Raw genomic sequence first — 17,823 nt, 5'->3', positions numbered from 1 at the left:
AGCTTTTCGACGCGCAACGCCGCGGCCGCGATCAGCCGCGGAAGCAGCGGATCTCGGCCTCCGCCTGGGCGCGCTTCAGGTCGGCGATCTTGTCGTCGAAGACCTTGGTCGACTTGAACTCGTTCGCCCGCTGGCCGACACCCTGACGCATGGACAGGATGGTGCTGGCCTGGACGTACTTGTCGTAAGGAAGGATCGAGGCGAGCGCGTCGAGCGAGCAGGAGCAGCGCTGGAGCGACTCGCGGGTCTGCCCGTTCGCGGCCATGCAGCCGAACACGTAGTCGGCGCGCGCCTCGGTCGGGTAGTCGTTCTCGAGGTCCGCCGCGGCGCCGGCGGGCAAGGCCAGACCCGCCAGCAGCGCGACACTGATCGCGGCGATGCCGCTCCGCTCAACCAGCCTTCGGATCATAGCTCAACCGCTCCTCGAGAAGCTCGCCCCCTTCGGCGTTGCGCGACGACGCCTCGATCGAGACGATCTCGCCGGGCACCTCGGGGGCGGTGACGAACGTATAGGCGAGATTGTCGAGCCCGCGCATCCGCTGGGCGAGGGGATCGCCCTCGAAGGGCTTCATGGTGATGCGCCAGCCGTCGACCTCGCGGCCCTGGTAGGGAACCTTGACCGGCGTGACGGTCGCCCGCTCGCGCATGCCCTTGCGGATCGCGAGCTTGAGGTAGCGCGGGTTCGCCTCGAGCGCCTTGGCGAGGCCGCGCAGGTGGTTCTCCAGGAAGAGCGGGATGATCGGGTTGCCGGGCATGTCCTCGAAGGGGCCCGCCGGGAAGCGGTTCATGCCCGAGAACATCTGCACGCGGATGGTGCGCTCGTCCGCGCCCTTGCCGGGCTCGATCGCGAGCTTGATCGTATCGTCGAGGTTGGGACCGAAGGGCGCCTTGGCGATGCCGGAGCGGCGGACATAGGCGTAGGTCAGCGTCGAGCCCGGCGCGGCGTTGCGCATCTGCGGCTGCTCGAAGAGCAGATCGGCGGCGTTGGGCGCCGAGACGGCGGCCTTCTGCGGCGCGGGCACAGGCTCCTGGGCAAGCGCCGGCGCCGCGAGGGAGAGGGCGAGGCAGAGGCCGGCGAGCCGGATGACAGGTTCGACCTTCACAGGGGGGCATCCTCCTTGACCGGCGTGCGGATGTTGGCGCCGATCGTGCGGTACGTATAGTCCGGCGGCGTCTCCGCCGCCTCCTCGGTGGCGAGCGCCCGCACCTTGGCATGGAGCGGCGAGAGCGAGCAGGCCGGGTCGGTGGCCGCCGCATCGCCCGCGAGCGCCAGCGCCTGGCAGCGGCAGCCGCCCCAATCCTTCTCGCGGCGGTCGCAGGAGCGGCAGGGCTCCTTCATCCAGTCGGTGCCGCGATAGGCGGTGAAGGCCGGCGCGTTGGCCCAGATGTCGCCGAGCGAGTGCTCGGTGACGTACCAGAACTCCAGGCCGGGGATGGTCTCGGCGGCGTGGCAGGGCAGGACCTTGCCGCCGGGGGTGACGTTCATGAGCTTGCGGCCCCAGCCGCCGGCGCAGGCCTTCGGGTACTTGGCGTAGTAGTCCGGCACCACGAGGTCGATGACGAGCTGGCCTTTCAGGCGCTCGCGGGCCGCCTCGACGATGCGGATCGAGGCATCGACATCGGCCTTGTTCGGCATCAGGGCGGCGCGGTTCACGTAGGCCCAGCCGTAGTACTGGGTGTGGGCGACCTCGAGACGCTTGGCGCCGAGCTTCACCGCCAGATCGATGAAGCCCTCGACCTCGTGGATGTTGCCGCGGTGGATCACGGAGTTGAGGGTCAGCGGCAGGCCGAGACCGGTGACCTTCTCGGCGAAGGCGAGCTTCTGCGGCTGCGCGTTCCTGAGGCCGCCGATCTTCTCGGCATTCTGCGCGTCGACCCCCTGCACGGAGAGCTGCACGTGATCGAGCCCGGCGTCGTAGAGGGCCTGGAGCTTGTCGATCGCCTTGCCGACACCGGAGGTGATCAGGTTCGAGTAGAGCCCGAGCCGCGCGCAGGTCGCGGTGATGTCGACGATGTCGTCGCGGGCCGTCGGCTCGCCGCCGGAGAGGTGGACGTGCAGGATGCCGAGCCCGGCCGCCTCCGTCAGCACCCGCTGCCAGGTCCCGGTATCGAGCTCCCGCGAGCGCCGGTCGAGCTCCAGCGGGTTCGAGCAGTAGGGGCAGCGCAGCGGGCAGCGATGGGTCAGCTCGGCGAGCAGGCCGACCGGCGCCGGGATGTCGGGTCGGGGATTGGGCGCGAGCGCGTTCATCTCTCAAGCACCCTCTTCGTCGCGAGGTCGTTGAGCATGACGAGGATGTCGGCCTCGATCACGGCGCGGTCGGCGTTGTAGGTCTCGGCGAGCCGCGCGGCGATGTCGGCGACCGAGCGCTGGCCGTCGACCAGGGTGAGCACCGCCACCGCGTTGTCGTCGAGGTCGAAGGTGCGCTCGGGGGCGAGGAGCACGTGCTTCTTGCGCACCTCGTCGAAGCGCATGCGCACACCGCGGGGCAGGCGCGGAACGTCTCCCGCCCCGATCCCCCCGGTCCCCGCCGCGCCGGCCGCGGGCGCCACCGCCTTCTCGGGCACCAGCCCCTCGCCGGGCTGCCACGCGTCGGGCGGGACCATGCCGGGGGCGACGTAGGCGAAGTAGAGGGCGTCGAGCTGCGTCCAGAGCACGTTGCACTTGAAGGTCAGCGCATCCATCGCCGCCCGCTGCTGCTCGGGCGTCACCGCGTGGCGCTTGACGTAGTCGAGGGCGAAGTCGGCGTCGCGGGGCGCCTGTGTGAGGCGCTTGTCGAAATAGGCGAGCGTCTCCTTGGTGATGAAGTCGTAGTTCTTGAGCATGCCCGCGACACGCTCGGAGATGATCGTCGGCGAGAACATCTCGGTCAGCGAGGAGGCGATCGCCTCGAGCAGGGAGCGCTCGGAGACGAAGTGCACGTAGGCGTCCACCGAGAAGCGGGTCGCCGAGAGGATGCCCTTCGTGGAGAGCACGTAGTCGCGCTCGAATCCGACGCCCTCGGCGAGCTTCAGCCAGCGCTCGATGCCGCCGTCGCCCTCGTGGTCGCCGTCGTGGTCGACGATGCGCTGGCGCCAGACCCGGCGCAGGCTCGCCTCCGGCAGGCGGGCGAGCAAAGCGGCGTCCTTCACCGGGATCATCGCCTGGTAGTAGTAGCGGTTGAGCGCCCAGGCCCGGACCTGATCCTTGGAGAGCTTGCCGTCGTGCAGCAGCCGGTGGAACGGGTGCAGGTTGTGGTAGCGCTTCGCGCCGATCTCGCGGAGCGCCGCCTCCAGCTCCTCGGGGCTGAGAAGACGCTCCGCGGCGGCGGAGGAGGGCGGCGGGAAGATCGCGGTCATGGCGTTTCCTGAGCTCCGGCTCGGCGCCTTGTGACGCCTTCTTCTGGATCGATTCTACGAAGACGGCGCCCCGGCCGCCAGCATGATATCGACGCGATTATATCGCGCAAAATATATTGCCGCCGGCGCGCTTTTCCAAGCGGCCTAGAGGCTCAGCGCGAGCCCGTCATGGGCCACGGTCCAGCCCGCGGCCTCGACGTCGCGCCGCTCCGGCGAATCCTCGATCAGCACCGGGTTGGTGTTGTTGATGTGCACGAAGACCCTGCGGCCGAGGGGCACGTCGGCGAGCGCCTCGACGGAGCCGCCCTCGCCGCGCATCGGCACGTGGCCCATGCGCCAGCCGGTCTTGGTGCCGACCCCGGCGCGGATCATGTCGTCGTCGTGGAGCACGGTGCCGTCGAAGAGCAGCGCGTCGGCGCCCCCGATCCGGGCCCTCAGCCCGTCGGTGACGCGGGCGCAGCCGGGAACGTAGGCGAGCCTGCGCCCGCCGGCCTCGATCATCGCACCGACCGTGGTCTCGGTCTCGGCGCCGATCTGCATCGTCTCGTCCTCGAGCCAGAGGGGCACCTTGCCCGGCACCGAGAACAGGGTGACCCGCAGGCCGGGCAGGGGCTCGAACGCCTCGTCGAGGCGGATCGGGCTACGCGTCACCACGCCCTCGGCCATCACGTCGAAGACGCGGTTGGCGTTGACGGAGTCGAGGATGCCGGCGGTGGCGTAGAGGGAGAAGAGCTGGCCCTCGCGCAGGGTCAGCAGACCGGCGACGTGGTCGACGTCGCCGTTGGTGAGCAGCACCGCCCGGATGGGGGAATGCCGCAGGCCTTTGCGGGGATGGAGCGCCGGCGTCTGGTTGAGCTGCTGGCGGATGTCGGGGGAGGCGTTGACCAGGAGCCAGTCCGTCCCGTCGGGGGAGATGGCGATGCTCGACTGGGTGCGGGGCCGGACGCGGTGCGGCTCGGTCCGGGCCAGGGTGCAGATGGGGCAGCGGCAGTTCCACTGCGGGAGACCGCCGCCGGCAGACGAGCCGAGGATCACGACATGCATGGCTCTGCGCTCCGCGAAGCCCGCCCGCGATCCCCGGCCCGCCGGATCACCTTAGTGGAAGGTGTCGATCTCGGCCGACTCGTAGCTCGTGACTTCCATGCCGACGCAGATCTCGGAAACGACGGGGGCAGCCCAGGTCATGGTGTTTCTCCGTTTGGTCTTCTCTGGCCAGGCACCTCGGGATCAACCCTAAGAAGATCCTAAGACTCTGACACGCAATACTTTCTTGCGCCGGGAGGTTATGGGATGTCCTGGCGCGGTGTGCAAGGCCAGATTGCCGGATTTACCCAAAAGGCCGAGGCCGCGGGGATAACCTCCGAGCCCGTCGAGAGAGGGGTTCGGCGTCGGGCGGGACGCGCCTCCGGCAGGCTCCGAATCGTCGCTTGCGCGGGCCGGTCCGGCGCCTAGTGCCGGAAGTCCTGCCCCCGCAGGTCGAGCATGAAGCCGCGCCCGCGCACCGTGGTCAGGATCGGGCCGCCGTGGCGGACGAAATCGGCCATCTTGGAGCGCAGGTAGCCGACATAGACGTCGACGACGTTGAGCGAGAGGCCGCCCTGGCTCGCCCAGAGCTTCTCGAAGATGTCGGCGCGGGAGACGGGCTTGTTGGGCTCGCTCATCAGCATGGCGAGCAGTTCCGCCTCGCGGGGCGTGAGGCGGGCGCTGGCCTCGCCGCAGCTCGCCAAGCGGGTGTTGAGGTCGAGGTTGAGCTTGCCCGCCGTCACCAGGGTGCGCGGCTCCTCCGATTCGCTGCGGCGCAGGAGATGGGTACGCAGCCGCGCCACCAGCTCGTCGAACACGAACGGCTTGACGATGTAGTCGTCGGCCCCGAGCGCCAGCCCCTCGGCCCGGTCGCGGATCTCGTCGCGGGCGCTGAGGAACAGGATCGGGCCGGGATAGCCGCCCTCGCGCAGCGACCGGCAGACGTCGTGGCCCGAGCCGTCGGGCAGGGTGATGTCGAGGACGACCGCCCCGGGGGCGTCGTCGCGGGCGGCGCTGAGCGCGTCCTCGACGCGGCCGGCCATGCCCACCGAGAACCCCTCCGCCTCGAGCCCGCGGGCCAGCATGGAGCGGATGTCGGCGTCGTCCTCGACGATCAGGACCCGGGTCATGCTGCGCTCTCTCTCACCTGCGGAATCGCGTCCGCCGAAGCGGCGAGGAGGGGGAGCGTCAGGCTCACCCGCGCGCCCCGCCCGCCCTCGCCCCGGCCGATGCGGATCTCGCCATCATGCTGTTCCACGACCCATCGCGCCAGGGCCAGACCGATCCCGAAGCCGGATTCGCCGGGGCGGCCGCCGCGCTGGAAGCGCTCGAACAGGTCGCTCGCCGCCTCGGGAAAGCCCGGACCGTCGTCGGAGATGCGGATCCGCGCCCGGTCCCCCTCCTGCGAGAGGTCAACGACGACCTGCGTCAGCCCGGTCGCGTGCCGGAAGGCGTTGTCGATCAGGCTCTCGACCACCTGCCGCAGCCATTCCCGGTCGGCGAGGATCTCGGCATCCGCCGCGCCGGGCTCGAACACGAGACGGACCCGGCGGCGGGCCGCCTCGGAGCCGGCATTGTCGACGGCCTCGGCCAGGACCGCGGCCGCGCCGAGGGGCTGCCGGTCGAGCTCGATCCGCCCCGATTCCGAGCGGGCGACGCGCAGCAGGTCCTCGACCCGCATCTTGAGGCGCTGGGCCCGCTTGCGGATGGTGGCGAAGGCCGGGCCGTGATCGACGGGCCTCGCGCTCGGCCGCGCCGCGAGGTCGCACTCGCCGAGGATGACGGTGAGCGGCGTGCGCAGCTCGTGGCTGACATCGGCGAAGAAGCGCCGCCGGGAGGCGTCGACCGCCTCGAGACGGGCATTGGCGGCGCGCAGGTCGGCGGTGCGGGCGGCGACCGTGTCCTCCAGCGCCGCCCGGTCGGCGGCGAGCCTTCCCTCGCGGCGGGAGAGGCGGGCGACCATGCGGTTGAAGTTGGCGACGAGCAGGCCGAGCTCGTCCCGGTCGGCGACGGAGAGCCGCGTGTCGAGGGCGCCGCGCCCCACCGCGCCGGCCGCGCGCCGCACCGCCTCGATCCGCGCCAGCGTCGGGCGGGTCACGCTGCGGTAGAGCACCGCGAGGAAGACGAGAGCGACGAGGAGGGCCGCCAGCGCCGCGAGCCGCAGGCGCCGGGCGAGCGTCTGCGCCTCCTCCGAGCCGAGCACCATGCTGCGCCGCTCGGCCTCGATGAGGAAGGAGAGGGGCTGCCCGGTCATCGCGCCGAAGCCGTTGAGGGCGCCCTTGATCGCGTTCTGGCGGCGCTCCGGCTCGGTCTGCCGCTCGATCTGGGCGACCTGCCGGTCGAGGATGGCACGGGCGGCCCGCAGTTGCGCCATCGGCCGGGCGCGGGCGGCGTAGGCGCTGCGATCCTGCGGATCGCTGCTCTCGCTGACCGACTTCGCCAGAGCCTCGTCGACGGTGGCCAGCGCCCGGTCGACATTGGTGCGGGCGATGGTCAGGGCCTCGGGCTGGGCGTCCGGGTTGCCGGCGGTCTCCAGGGCCGCGAGGCCGAACTGGGTCAGGCGCCCGGACAGCTCGGCGAGAAGCTCGAGGCGCCCCTGCGCGGCGAGCGTCCGGTCGATGGCGCGCTCGGCCGCTCCGACCGCGAGCAGCATCCCGGCCGCGGCGAGCAGGACCAGGAGGCCGCTGACGCCGAGCAGCAGCGCGAAACGGACCTTGAGCGAGCGCATCATCCCCTGTCCCGGCCGCGACCCTGCGATGGGGCCGCGATCCGCTCACAAGGATGTCATCCCGGCGGCGCCGCGCCAAGTGCGGAGAGCCGAGCGCGGCTCAGAGGTCCTTCGGCAGCGTCTCCTTCGACGCGCAGCGCCAGCGGGCGACGTGCCACTCGGGATGCGAGGCCTGCCATGTCGCGAGCGCCCCTTGGGCGTGGCGCAAGCAGACGAAGGCGCTCGTCGCCTCGTAGGAGAGCTCGATGCGCTCGTCCCGGCAGGTGGCCGGCTGCGCGATGAGACAAGCGGAGAGAAGGATCAGCACGGCGTCGACCTCCCGCGGCCGGAGGTTCTTTCGCGCCCTGCACGATCATCGGCGGGCCGGCTCCGTGCCGTCCCGCGAACATATGAACTTCATAAGGACGCCGCCAAGTCCCGGCGCCGTCCCCGTGGATCGTCCTTTGGACGAGCCTACGCCGCCGCCCAGATCTCGCCCTTGGCGAGGGTGGCGAGGTCGCCGGAGTAGCGCTTCAGCGGCCGGCGGGCGAGCTCGGCATGGGCGGGGCTGAGCCGGCTCAGCGAGCGGGCGAGCAGGCGCAGGTAGACGAGGTCGTGATGGCCGGTCTCGACGAAGGTCGGGGTCAGGGTCCCGTGCGCGCCGAGGAGCAGCGTGCCCCGGCGCATGCCGTAGCCCGGATGGTCGCCGACGGAGAGGGCGGCGATGGTACCGGCGATCATGCGCGCCCCGGTGAGCCGTCCGGCCCGGTTGGCAAGGATCAGGCCGCGCCGCATGCGGTCGCCGAGACGCTCCCCGGCCTCGCCCTCGATGACGAGGGTGGCACCGTCGAGCCCCGCCTTGGCGGCGTAGATGGCGCCGCCGGCAGCCTCGCCGGCATCGCCCTTGATCGTGATCCGGCCGCCCGTGGCGGCGGTCGCCGCGAAGGGCCCGGCGGAACCGGAGACGGTGAGCTCGCCCCCCGCCATGGCCTCGCCGAGGCGCTGGCCGACGTCGCCCTCGACCCGGATCGTCCCCTCGGAGAGGCCGCCGCCGACCCGGTCGAGGCGCTCGTGGCCGCCCTCGATGACGAGGTCGGCCGAGCCGTCGAGGCGGATCGCGAAGCAGTCGCCGAGCGTCAGGCCCCGACGGCTGGTGCCGACGGGGAGCCGCGCCGCCTCCGCCTCGCTCAACAGGGAGAGGGCGAGCGGCGTGATGCCGTTGAGGTCGAGGCGCTCCGGGGGCGCCCCGCGCAGGGTGAGGACGCTCATGCCGATGCCTTCGAAAGGAGGTCCCGCAGGTGGTAATGGTGCCGGCCGAGATTGCCGCCATAGTTGCCCGCCGTCACCGCCAGCAGCCCGTGGGCGGCCCCCGCCTCGGTGGCGGCGTGCAGGCCGGCGCGCATCGACTCGGCCACCGCCTTCGAGGTGAGGGCGTCGATGACGATCTCCAGCACCACGCCGCACTCCGGGGGCAGGGCCGAGGCCGCCCGGCCCTTCAGCGTCGGGCAGTAGGCGTCGTTGGTCGAGGCCATCATGCCCTTGGTGCGGCCGCCGACCTTCGAGCCCGAGCGCACGATGCCGCCGGGGAAGGGCAGGATGGCGCCGGGCACGGACTTCGCCGCCTCCACCGCGATCTCGGCGACCTTGAGGGTCTCGGCGTGGGTGCGGCCGAGGAAGAGCAGGTTGCCTCCGCCGACCGCCCCGTCGACGGCGCGAACGGAATCCTCGCAGAGGAACTCGCCGTCCATCACCGGGATGCGCCAGTAGCGCCGCGCCTTGCCCTCGGCGTCGGTGACGCGCTTGGCGATCGCGAAGCCGTCGCCGAAGTAGCGGATGGCGCCGCCGAGCTTGATCTTGGTCGGGCCCTCGACGCCGGCGTAGCAGGCGGTGCCGGGGCAGGTGAGGATGCACTGGCCGACCCGCTTCAGGAGCTGGTCCTTGAGCCCGTTCGGCTCGAAGCCGAACAGCAGGATGCGCACGCCGGGCCGCCCGTCCGGGGTCTCCTCGGGGGAGAGCTCGGCGTCGATGCCGGCCTCGGCGCCGCAGCCGATCACCGAGGTGGCGAAGCCGGTCATCACGGTGGCCGCGATCATCGCCCATTTGGGCGTATCGTTGGTGACGACGATGGCGGTGCCGGCGACGTCGAAGGCCTCGGCGAAGGTGTCGACGACGGGGATGCCGTTGAGGGTGAGGTCAGACATCGTCGTCACGCTTTCCCACGCCGCAGGCAGGATCGAACCACCCGTCTCACGCCCGGCATGCCACGTCCTCGAACACGTCGCCCATGGGGAAGGCCTCGTCGGGCACCGCGAAGCTGTCGAGCCCGGCGCCGAAGCGGTCCTTCAGGTAGGCGTCGGAGCGCCGCGCCATCGCCTTGTCGGACTCGACCGAGAGGCTGAGGCTGTGGCCGGCGCGCCAGTCCACGACCTCGCCGTCCTCGACGATGGTCTGCCCGTCCTTGAGGACGAGGCGGGCGCGGGAAAACATCGCCGTGCGGTCCTTCGAGTCCCGGTAGACCGCCACGTCCGCCCGCGCGCCGGGGCGCAGGTGGCCGCGGTCGTCGAGCCCGAGGAGTTTCGCCGGGCCGGAGCGGGTCAGCTTGGCGATCTCCGAGAGCGTGTACTCGCGCTCCAGACCCGGCAGGGACGAGCGCTCGCCGACGATCTTCGGGAGCGTCGCGATCTCGCGGTCGCGCTCCTCCTTGTCCATGAGCCAGTGGATGATGCGCGGGTACTCGGTGAAGGGGCCGCCGTTCGGGTGGTCGGTCGTCAGGATGGTGCGCTCCGGGTCGCCCGACAGCAGCATCAGCTCGAGGCCGATCGCCCATTGCAACGAGCTCGTCGGGCCCTTCGGCCGGTAGAGGAAGGGCACGACGCCGCCGCCCTCGGCATCCCCGGCGTTGAGGATCCACTTCTTCGGCTTGGCGCCTTTGCGCCCGGCGAACTGGCGCAGGATGTCGAGGGAGATCGTCACGGTCTGGCCGAACACGACCTGGCCGACGTCGAAGGTCGCGTTGGGGTTCGTCTCCATCGCCCGGATGATGCGCTCGGCCGCCGAGCGGAAACCGCCGGTCGCCGGGTTCTCCGGGTCGGCGACGCCGTAGGCGTAGAACTGGGCGTGGGCGAAGTGGATGCGCCGTCCCTCCGCCGCGTCGAGGGTCGCGACGAAGGACTCGTCGGCGCCGGGCAGGCCGAGATTGTTGCAGTGGACGTGCAGCGGATGCGGCACCCCGATCTCCTCGACCGCGTCGAGGAGGGCGCCCATGATCCTGCGCGTCGAGAGGCCGTAGACGGGGATCTCGTCGTCGAGGGACAGGCGCAGCATGCCGTCCTTGAAGGCCGAGGCGCCGCCGGCGTTGATGCACTTCACGCCGAGGCCGCGCGAGGTCGCGACGTTCAATGCCACGAGGTCGCGCACGGCGTTGCGGCCCTCGCCCTCGCGCAGCAGCGAGAGCAGGTGGTCGTCGTTGCCCATCACGGCGAGCGCGCCGCGGTCGAGGAGCGGGATGTCGGCGAGCTCGAGCTGGGTGGCGAGCGCGTTCGAGGGCGGCATCGCCGGCTCGACGGCGGTCGTGTAGCCCATCCGCGCGTAGTTCGCGCCGATCCAGGCCGCCGAGCCGCCGGCGTGGGCGAAGGGATGGCCCTCGGGCGCCGCCTCGCTGACGTAGAGGTCGGGGAGCAGCAGGCGCGAGAGCACGACGTTGCCGCCGGCGATGTGCGAGTGCACCTCGACGCCGCCGGCCATCACCACGCAGCCCGATGCATCGATGGTCCGGTCCGGCGTCCGCTCCGAGGCGGCGACGACGCGGCCGTTCTCGATGTCCACGTCGCCGACGGCGTCGCGGCCGGCGGTCGGGTCGACGACCCGGCCGCCCTTGATCCGGATCAGCATCAGGCGGCTTCCTTGCTTGCGAGGCCCCGGCGGATGGCCTCGATCACCCCAGCGGCGGCGGGCAGGGCGCTCGTGCCGGCGGCCGGGCGATAGGCGATCGCGGCGCGCCCCTCGTCCCACAAGGTCCCGCCGACGCCCTCGCCGGGGACCGCGACCGCGATGACGATCTCGGCCACGTCGGGCGCCGCCGCGCCCTCACCGAGCAGGGCGACCGTGCGCAGGCGCCCGAGCCAGCCAGGCCGCTCGCAGGGCAGGGAGGCGAGCCACAGGGCGGCGTCGGCCTCACCGGAAGCGGCGAGCCGCGCGGCATCGAAGCGCCAGGGATCGTGCTCGGGCAGGCCGCGGCCGAAGCCGACCCGCGGCGCCTGGCCCGTGGTCCAGGCGGAGAGCGGCACCACCGCCCGGTCCTGGCTGCCGCTCCCGAGGGAGAGCGTGAAGACGCGGGTGCTCTCGTTGAGGTCGCGCCCCAGCGCCTGGAGCATCTCGATGCCGAACTCGCCGAGCTCGGCCGGATCGTAGAGGATCACGCCGAACCGCGCGGCGAAGAGCGCCCTGGCGATGTCCGCGCTCGGATGCTCCCCGGCGAGGTGGCCCTTGGCGTAGGCCCGCAGCGTGGCGACCGCCACGGCGGGATCACCGGCGGTGTCGAGGGTGAGGAGCGTGCGCTCGGCGCCGGCCGCGACGCCCCGGCTCGGCCGGGAGGCGCGCAGCGCGTCGATCAGGGGGGCGCTCCGGGCGGCCGCGCCGACCGCGAGCACGGTGTCCGCCCGGCCGATCGTCTCGGCGGGCGTCGTCGTCATGGCGCCGCCCCGGGAGAGCGCGCCGAGTTCGGCATAGGTGCCTTCGGAACCGAGGGTGTCGACGCTCGCGCCGGTCTCGGCGGCGAGGCGGAAGGCGGCGCGCACCGCCGACAGCTCGGCGTTCAGCCCCGCCACGATCGGCGCGCGCGCCGACGACAGCAGCGCCGCCGCCGCCGACACGGCCGCGTCAAGCCCGACCTCCTGCCCCTTGACCCAGGCCGCCATCATCCCCCCGAGCGAAACGTCTGAATGCGATATTCTTTTTCAGGGCCGCGGCGCCGGCATGCGGCGCGCCGACCCCTGCGGCGGGCGCACGTTTGCATCCGCCGGCCGCGCCAAGCAAGTAGCGAACGCAGATCGCGCCGCGATGCGCCCCGACCGAGATCACGAGCCACGACGCTGTTGCCCCCGGCACCGGCTCCGTGGGACAAGCCGGGCCTCGTTCCGCGATCATCCGCAACACCCGCGCCGAGGCGCCGGAGCCCCCCGCAGTGCCGGACCAAGACCGCCTCGATGACCGCCGCGACAACTGCCTTGGCTGAGCGCGACGCCTCCCGCTCCGACGCCCCGCCACCGGACCTGCAGGGCGTGCGCGTCCACGCCCCGGCGCGGCTGCATTTCGGCTTCCTCGACCTGCATGGCGGGCTCGGCCGGCGCTTCGGCAGCATCGGGCTCGCGGTCGACGCGCCGGCCGTCACCCTGGAGGCGCGCGCCGCGCCGCGCCTGTCGGTCGAGGGGCCGGAGGCCGAGCGGGCGCTGGCCTATGCGAAGGCCGCCGCCGGGCATCTCGGCATCCCGGAGACCGGCGCGATCCTGATCGCCGAGACGATCCCGCCGCATGCGGGCTTCGGCTCGGGGACGCAGCTCGCGCTCGCCGTCGCGGCGGCGCTCGCATTCATCGCGAGAAGACCCTTCGCGCCGGAGGATTTCGCCGACGCCCTCGACCGCGGCAACCGTTCCGGCGTCGGGCTGGCGGCCTTCACCGAGGGCGGGCTCATCGTCGACGGCGGCCGCGACGACAGCGGCGCGCCGCCCCCCGTCGTGGCGCGCCTCGCCTACCCGGAGGCGTGGCGGGTGGTGCTGATTCTCGACACCGGCATGACCGGCGTCCACGGCAAGCGCGAGATCGCCGCCTTCCGGGACCTGCCCCGCTTCCCTGAGCGGGAGGCGGCCGAGATCTGCCGGCTCGTGCTCATGCAGGCGATGCCGGCCTGCGTCGTCGCCGACGCACCGGCCTTCGGCGCTGCGATCACCGCGGTCCAGCGCATGATCGGGGACCATTTCGCGCCCCATCAGGGCGGCCGCTACGCGAGCCCGGCGGTCGCGGAGGCGCTGGCCGCCGTCGCCGCGCGCGGCGTCCCCGGCTACGGACAGAGCTCCTGGGGGCCGACCGGTTTCGTGCTGCTCGGCTCGGAGGCCGAGGCGCAGAGCCTCGTCGCCGACCTCGAGGGGCGGGGCGGGGACCGCCTGCGCTTCCTCGTGGCGCGAGGGCGCAACGAGGGCGCCTGGATCGGAACCCTGCGCGAGGGGGAAAATCGCCCGGCCGGACCCGGGATGGGTTGACCCGAGCGCGGCGGCAGGCTCCTCAAGGGCGAGACGAGCCCGGCACCCGCCGCGCCCTTATCCGCGTCGAAACCATTCCCGCGCCAGAACGGACCCCGGCATCAGGGGCGGCGACGAGCGCCGTCCGATCCGAGGGAAGGAGGCAGACCATGGCCCGCTCGATCCTGCACATGCTCACGCCGCTCAAGCACATGAGCCCGTTCGACGTGAACATGGCCGTGGATGCCGGCTTCGAGACCATCGTCACCTATACCGGCGTCGATCTCACCGACGTGGTCTCCCTCACCCAGGACTCGATCTTCTCCCGCGCCCCTCAGGACGGCGTGCGCACCGGCATCTTCATCGGCGGCAAGAACGCCGAGGACGCCCTCGACATGATGGACCGGGCGAAGAAGGCCTTCGTGCCGCCCTTCGCCAACCACGTCTTCGCCGATCCGGCGGGCTCCTTCACCACCGGCGCGGCGATGGTCGCGGAGGTCTCGCGGGCGCTGAAGGCGAAGTTCGGCACCGATCTCAAGGGCAAGCGCATCGTCATCTTTGGAGGTGCGGGCGTCGTCGCCTACGTCGCGGCGGTGATCGGGGCGCTGGAGGGCGCGCGCAGCGTCCTCGTCGGGCATGACGGCGAGGAGCGGGTCTCGAAGATCGCCTTCACGATGAAGTGGCGCTTCGGGATCGAGGTCGGCGCCGTGGACGGCTCGACGCCGGAGGCGCGCCGCGCCGCGATCGTCGACGCCGACGTGATCCTCTCGGCGGGGCCCGCCGGCATCCCGATCCTCTCGGCGGAGGACTTGGAGAGCGCGCCGAAGCTCCTCGTCGCCTCCGACGTCAACGCCGTGCCACCCGCCGGCATCGCCGGCATCGACGTGAACGCCGTCGACGTGGCGCTGCCCGTCGGCAAGGGCGTCGGCATCGGCGCGCTCGCGGTCGGCAACGTCAAGTACCAGACCCAGTGCCGCCTGTTCCGGCGGATGCTCGACGCGCAGGAGCCCCTCTGCCTCGACTTCCGCGACGCCTACGCGCTCGCCGTCGAGATCGCCGGCTAGCGCTCGGGATGCGAGGCGGCCCGGCCGTCCTGATCGCGGCCCAGTCGGGCCGGGCACTCGCCGAGGCCGCCCGCCGGGCGGGGTTCCGTCCCTACGTCGCCGACCTGTTCGGGGATGCCGACACCCTGGACCTCGCCGAGGCCCATCGCGGCCTGCCCGGCCGCTTCGGCACCGGACGGCTCGGCGGGGAGGCGGTGCTAGGCGCCCTCGACGCGCTCCGCGACGCGGCGGGACATGGGACCCTCGGCGTCGTGCTCGGCAGTGGCTTCGAGGGCGCGCCGGACCTCGTCGCGCGGATCGGGGCGCGCCACCGCCTCCTCGGCGCCGGCCCGGAGACGATCGCCGCGCTGAAGGACCCGTTCCGCTTCGCGGCGCTGTGCGAGCGCCTCGAAATCCCGCATCCGGCCGTCACGCCGGGGCCCGTCGAGAGTCCCGAGAAGTTCCTCCTGAAGCGCGCCGGCGGCTCCGGCGGCAGCCATATCCGAGCGGCCGTGCGGGGCAGGGCGCCGCCGGGCCACTACCTCCAGGCGCGGGTGCCGGGCCGGCCTTACGCGCTGAACCTCCTCTGCGACGGCAGCGGCGCCCGCCCCCTCGCCCTCACCGAGCAGTGGGGCTCGCCCTCGCCGCTGCGCCCGTTCCGCTACGCCGGAGCCCTCGCCCGCGGGCGCGACGAGCCCGCGCCGCTGCCGCCGGAGATCGTCGCGGCGGTCGCGGAGGCCGCGAACCGGATCGCCGCCGAGACCGGCCTCGTCGGGCTGGCCAGCGCCGACCTGCTCTGCGACGGCGCCCGCTGGTGGCTCACCGAGATCAACCCCCGCCCCGGCGCCACGATCGACGTGCTCGACCGGCGGGAGAGCCCGCTGCTGGCCGCCCATGTCGCGGCCTGCCTCGGCGAAATCCCGCCGCTCCCGCCCGCACCCGTGGATGCGGCGGCCGCCGAGATCTGGTACGGGGCGCAGACGTACCGCATCGGCACGTCGGCAGGTTGGCCCGATCACCTGCGCGACCGCCCGCGCGCCGGCAGCGTGATCGAACGGGGCTGCCCCGTCTGCACGGTGCTCGCCACGGGGGCCGATGCCGGAGCGGCCATCGGCAATCTGCGGGAGAGGGCGGCCGCGCTGCACGCCCTCCTCGATCGGGAGACAACGCATGAGCACGGCCCAGACCTTTCCGAGCGTGAACGCGCTCACGGCGCCCCTCATTGAGCGCCTCGTGGCGGATGCGGGCGCGCTCCGCCTCGCCGTGACGCAGGGCGCCGGCGGCGCCCGCATGGTCGATGCCGGCGCCTCGGTGCGCGGCTCCATCGAGGCCGGGCGGCGCATCGCCGAGATCTGCCTCGGGGGGCTCGGCACCGTCACCATCGCGCCGACCGGCCCCGTCGCCGCCTGGCCCTACTCCGTCACCGTGCACGCGAGCGACCCCGTCATCGCCTGCCTCGGCAGCCAATATGCCGGCTGGAGCCTCGCCGACGAGGAGGGCGATTCCGGCTTCTTCGCCCTCGGCTCCGGGCCCGGCCGGGCGCTCGCCGTGGTCGAGGAGCTCTATGCCGAGCTCGGCTACCGCGACGGCGGCTCGAAGACCGCCCTGGTGCTCGAGGCCGGCGCGCCGCCCCCGGCGAGCGTCGTCGAGAAGGTCGCCAAGGCCACGGGGCTCGCGGCCGGGGACGTGACCTTCATCTACGCGCCGACCCAGAGCCTCGCCGGCTCGACGCAGGTCGTCGCCCGCGTGCTCGAGGTGGCGCTCCACAAGGCGCACACGGTCGGCTTCGACCTCCACGCGGTCCTCGACGGAATCGGCTCGGCGCCGCTCGCGCCCCCGCACCCGGACTTCATCAAGGCGATGGGCCGCACCAACGACGCCATCATCTACGGCGGCCGGGTGCAGCTCTTCGTCGATGCCGACGATGCTGACGCCAAGGCGCTCGCCGAGCAGCTCCCCTCAACGAACTCGGCCGACCACGGCGCCCCCTTCGCCGAGATCTTCTCCCGCGTGAACGGCGACTTCTACAAGATCGACGGCGCCCTGTTCTCGCCCGCCGAGGCGATCGTCACCTCCGTGCGCACCGGCGCGAGCTTCCGCGGTGGCCGCCTGGAGCCGGCATTGGTCGAGGCGTCGTTCGCCTGAACCCCGACCCTCGCCCTCTGCGGGGGAGAGTGCCCTGCGCAGGCAAGGCTGGAGGGGGAACGACGGCGCCGGACGTGGCGCGCGCCATCCGACGCCGCGCCCCGCTCCGAAGCGTCGCTCCCCCCTCCCGACCCCCTTCGGGGGCCACCCGCTCCCGCGGAGGGGAGAGGGAGAAACCTGAGTGATTCCATGCGCATCGGGCTCGCCGCCGACAACGGCAACTGGCACAAGAACCGGCTCCTCGCCGCGCTCACCGCGCTCGGCTGCGAGCCGGTGCTGTTCTCGCTGGCCGACGTCGCCGTGGTGACGGGCGGCGGCGAGCCGCTGCGGGTGCCGGGCTTCCCCGAGGGCCTGCCGGACGGGGTGCTGCTGCGGACCATCTCCGGGGGCACCTTCGAGGCGACGACCATGCGGCTCGGCGTGCTCCATGCGCTCGTCGCGGCGGGCACCGTGGTCTGGAACGCGCCGACCGCCATCGAGCGCTCCGTCGACAAGGCGGCCACCAGCCTCCTCATCGCCCGCCAGGCCCTGCCGACGCCGGACACCTTCGTGCTCTCGCGCCGGGAGGCCGCCATGGCCCTCGTCGCGAGCGAGGCGGCCCCGGGACGTCCGCTCGTCCTGAAGCCCCTGTTCGGATCGCAGGGCGAGGGCCTGTGCCTGATCGAGCGGCCGGAGGACCTGCCGCAGGAGACGGACGTCTCCGGCGTCTACTATCTTCAGCGCTACGTCGCCCGGCGGGACGGGCTCTGGCGCGACTACCGCGTCTTCGTCTGCGAGGGCCGGGCCATCGCCGGCATGATCCGCGAGGGCGACGGCTGGATCACCAACGTCCACCGCGGAGGCCGGCCGCTCGCCTGGGCGATGCCGCCCCGCGCCGCAGCGCTGGCCGAGGCCGCGGCAGAGGCGGTCGGCTGCGACTATACCGGCGTCGACCTCGTGGAGGACGGGGAGGGGGGCTTCCTGGTCCTCGAGGTCAACTCGATGCCGGCCTGGTCGGGCCTGCAATCGATCACCGAGGTCGACATCGCCGCCTGCATCGCGCGGGGCTTCGTCGCGGCGGTGCGCGCCGCGCGGCCCCCACGCCTCGTCGTCGCCTGATGCCGGCCCTGGCGCCCGAGCGGATCGAGAGCCTCTACCGGGCGGCCTGCCTCGCCGAGCTCGACGCGCTTAAGGTCGGCAACGTCCACGCCTATGCCGGCGGGCACCGCATGGAGACCGCCGACTTCGTGGCGAGCGCCGAGGTCTCGGCGCCGTTCCTGGCCGCCGCCGGAGCCCGTGTCGGGGAGCGGGTCCGCGGGGCGGTCGCCGCGACCCGCGCCCCGACACGGGCTCCGGC

General features: G+C 72.7%; 19 protein-coding genes. 6 read left to right on the top strand and 13 right to left on the bottom strand.

Annotated elements, in window-relative coordinates:
* Nucleotides 1-31: 31 nt before the first annotated feature.
* The 13 genes from MFF04_RS04715 to MFF04_RS04655 form a co-directional block, all read right to left on the bottom strand.
* Complete coding sequence (locus tag MFF04_RS04715; RefSeq protein WP_238274310.1) at nucleotides 32-409, bottom strand: hypothetical protein; 378 nt, start codon at nucleotides 407-409, stop codon at nucleotides 32-34.
* Complete coding sequence (locus tag MFF04_RS04710) at nucleotides 390-1,103, bottom strand: hypothetical protein (RefSeq protein ID WP_238274309.1); 714 nt, start codon at nucleotides 1,101-1,103, stop codon at nucleotides 390-392. The genes MFF04_RS04715 and MFF04_RS04710 overlap by 20 nt, the downstream gene beginning before the upstream one ends.
* Nucleotides 1,100-2,248, bottom strand: a complete 1,149-nt coding sequence (gene pqqE, locus MFF04_RS04705; RefSeq protein WP_238274308.1) for a pyrroloquinoline quinone biosynthesis protein PqqE — start codon at nucleotides 2,246-2,248, stop codon at nucleotides 1,100-1,102. Before pqqE ends, MFF04_RS04710 begins: the two co-directional genes overlap by 4 nt.
* Nucleotides 2,245-3,336 (bottom strand): pyrroloquinoline-quinone synthase PqqC, encoded by a 1,092-nt coding sequence (gene pqqC, locus MFF04_RS04700; protein ID WP_238274307.1) that lies wholly within the window; start codon nucleotides 3,334-3,336, stop codon nucleotides 2,245-2,247. The genes pqqE and pqqC overlap by 4 nt, the downstream gene beginning before the upstream one ends.
* 144 nt (nucleotides 3,337-3,480) lie before the next feature.
* Nucleotides 3,481-4,380, bottom strand: a complete 900-nt coding sequence (pqqB, locus tag MFF04_RS04695) for a pyrroloquinoline quinone biosynthesis protein PqqB (protein WP_238274306.1) — start codon at nucleotides 4,378-4,380, stop codon at nucleotides 3,481-3,483.
* 51 nt (nucleotides 4,381-4,431) lie between these two features.
* On the bottom strand, nucleotides 4,432-4,521 hold the full coding sequence (gene pqqA / locus MFF04_RS04690) for a pyrroloquinoline quinone precursor peptide PqqA (RefSeq protein WP_238274305.1): 90 nt from the start codon (nucleotides 4,519-4,521) through the stop codon (nucleotides 4,432-4,434).
* Nucleotides 4,522-4,784: 263 nt separating this feature from the next.
* The gene (locus MFF04_RS04685) at nucleotides 4,785-5,489 is read right to left on the bottom strand and encodes a response regulator transcription factor (RefSeq protein ID WP_238274304.1); all 705 of its coding nucleotides are present in this window, start codon (nucleotides 5,487-5,489) and stop codon (nucleotides 4,785-4,787) included.
* Nucleotides 5,486-7,087 carry a sensor histidine kinase gene (locus MFF04_RS04680; protein ID WP_238274350.1) on the bottom strand — a complete coding sequence of 534 codons (1,602 nt, stop codon included), beginning with the start codon at nucleotides 7,085-7,087 and terminating at the stop codon, nucleotides 5,486-5,488. Before MFF04_RS04680 ends, MFF04_RS04685 begins: the two co-directional genes overlap by 4 nt.
* 100 nt (nucleotides 7,088-7,187) lie before the next feature.
* Nucleotides 7,188-7,394 carry a hypothetical protein gene (locus MFF04_RS04675; protein WP_238274303.1) on the bottom strand — a complete coding sequence of 69 codons (207 nt, stop codon included), beginning with the start codon at nucleotides 7,392-7,394 and terminating at the stop codon, nucleotides 7,188-7,190.
* A 146-nt stretch (nucleotides 7,395-7,540) separates the two neighbouring features.
* Nucleotides 7,541-8,335 carry a formylmethanofuran dehydrogenase subunit C gene (locus MFF04_RS04670; protein ID WP_238274302.1) on the bottom strand — a complete coding sequence of 265 codons (795 nt, stop codon included), beginning with the start codon at nucleotides 8,333-8,335 and terminating at the stop codon, nucleotides 7,541-7,543.
* Entirely contained in the window at nucleotides 8,332-9,267 is a 936-nt protein-coding gene (fhcD, locus tag MFF04_RS04665; protein WP_238274301.1) for a formylmethanofuran--tetrahydromethanopterin N-formyltransferase, read from the bottom strand. The genes MFF04_RS04670 and fhcD overlap by 4 nt, the downstream gene beginning before the upstream one ends.
* Before the next feature lie 46 nt (nucleotides 9,268-9,313).
* Nucleotides 9,314-10,957 (bottom strand): formylmethanofuran dehydrogenase subunit A, encoded by a 1,644-nt coding sequence (locus tag MFF04_RS04660; RefSeq protein ID WP_238274300.1) that lies wholly within the window; start codon nucleotides 10,955-10,957, stop codon nucleotides 9,314-9,316.
* On the bottom strand, nucleotides 10,957-11,982 hold the full coding sequence (locus MFF04_RS04655) for a molybdopterin-binding domain-containing protein (protein WP_238274349.1): 1,026 nt from the start codon (nucleotides 11,980-11,982) through the stop codon (nucleotides 10,957-10,959). Before MFF04_RS04655 ends, MFF04_RS04660 begins: the two co-directional genes overlap by 1 nt.
* A gap of 309 nt (nucleotides 11,983-12,291) precedes the next feature.
* Here MFF04_RS04655 and MFF04_RS04650 point away from each other — a divergent pair, with 309 nt between their 5' ends.
* From MFF04_RS04650 to MFF04_RS04625, 6 genes are all read left to right on the top strand, one after another.
* The gene (locus MFF04_RS04650) at nucleotides 12,292-13,320 is read left to right on the top strand and encodes a beta-ribofuranosylaminobenzene 5'-phosphate synthase family protein (protein WP_238274299.1); all 1,029 of its coding nucleotides are present in this window, start codon (nucleotides 12,292-12,294) and stop codon (nucleotides 13,318-13,320) included.
* 149 nt (nucleotides 13,321-13,469) lie between these two features.
* The gene (locus MFF04_RS04645) at nucleotides 13,470-14,363 is read left to right on the top strand and encodes an NADP-dependent methylenetetrahydromethanopterin/methylenetetrahydrofolate dehydrogenase (RefSeq protein ID WP_238274298.1); all 894 of its coding nucleotides are present in this window, start codon (nucleotides 13,470-13,472) and stop codon (nucleotides 14,361-14,363) included.
* An 8-nt stretch (nucleotides 14,364-14,371) separates the two neighbouring features.
* Complete coding sequence (locus tag MFF04_RS04640; protein WP_238274297.1) at nucleotides 14,372-15,568, top strand: ATP-grasp domain-containing protein; 1,197 nt, start codon at nucleotides 14,372-14,374, stop codon at nucleotides 15,566-15,568.
* A complete protein-coding gene (gene mch, locus MFF04_RS04635) occupies nucleotides 15,513-16,487 on the top strand; it encodes a methenyltetrahydromethanopterin cyclohydrolase (RefSeq protein WP_238274296.1) in 975 nt (324 codons plus the stop codon). The genes MFF04_RS04640 and mch overlap by 56 nt, the downstream gene beginning before the upstream one ends.
* A gap of 189 nt (nucleotides 16,488-16,676) precedes the next feature.
* Entirely contained in the window at nucleotides 16,677-17,585 is a 909-nt protein-coding gene (locus MFF04_RS04630) for an ATP-grasp domain-containing protein (protein ID WP_238274295.1), read from the top strand.
* A partial coding sequence (locus MFF04_RS04625) for a triphosphoribosyl-dephospho-CoA synthase (RefSeq protein ID WP_238274294.1) occupies nucleotides 17,585-17,823 on the top strand: 239 nt, incomplete at its 3' end. The genes MFF04_RS04630 and MFF04_RS04625, both read left to right, overlap by 1 nt.

This window comes from Methylobacterium jeotgali (genome assembly GCF_022179345.1).
In the GTDB taxonomy this organism is placed as follows: domain Bacteria; phylum Pseudomonadota; class Alphaproteobacteria; order Rhizobiales; family Beijerinckiaceae; genus Methylobacterium; species Methylobacterium jeotgali.
This window is presented reverse-complemented; position numbering and strand designations above follow the sequence as displayed.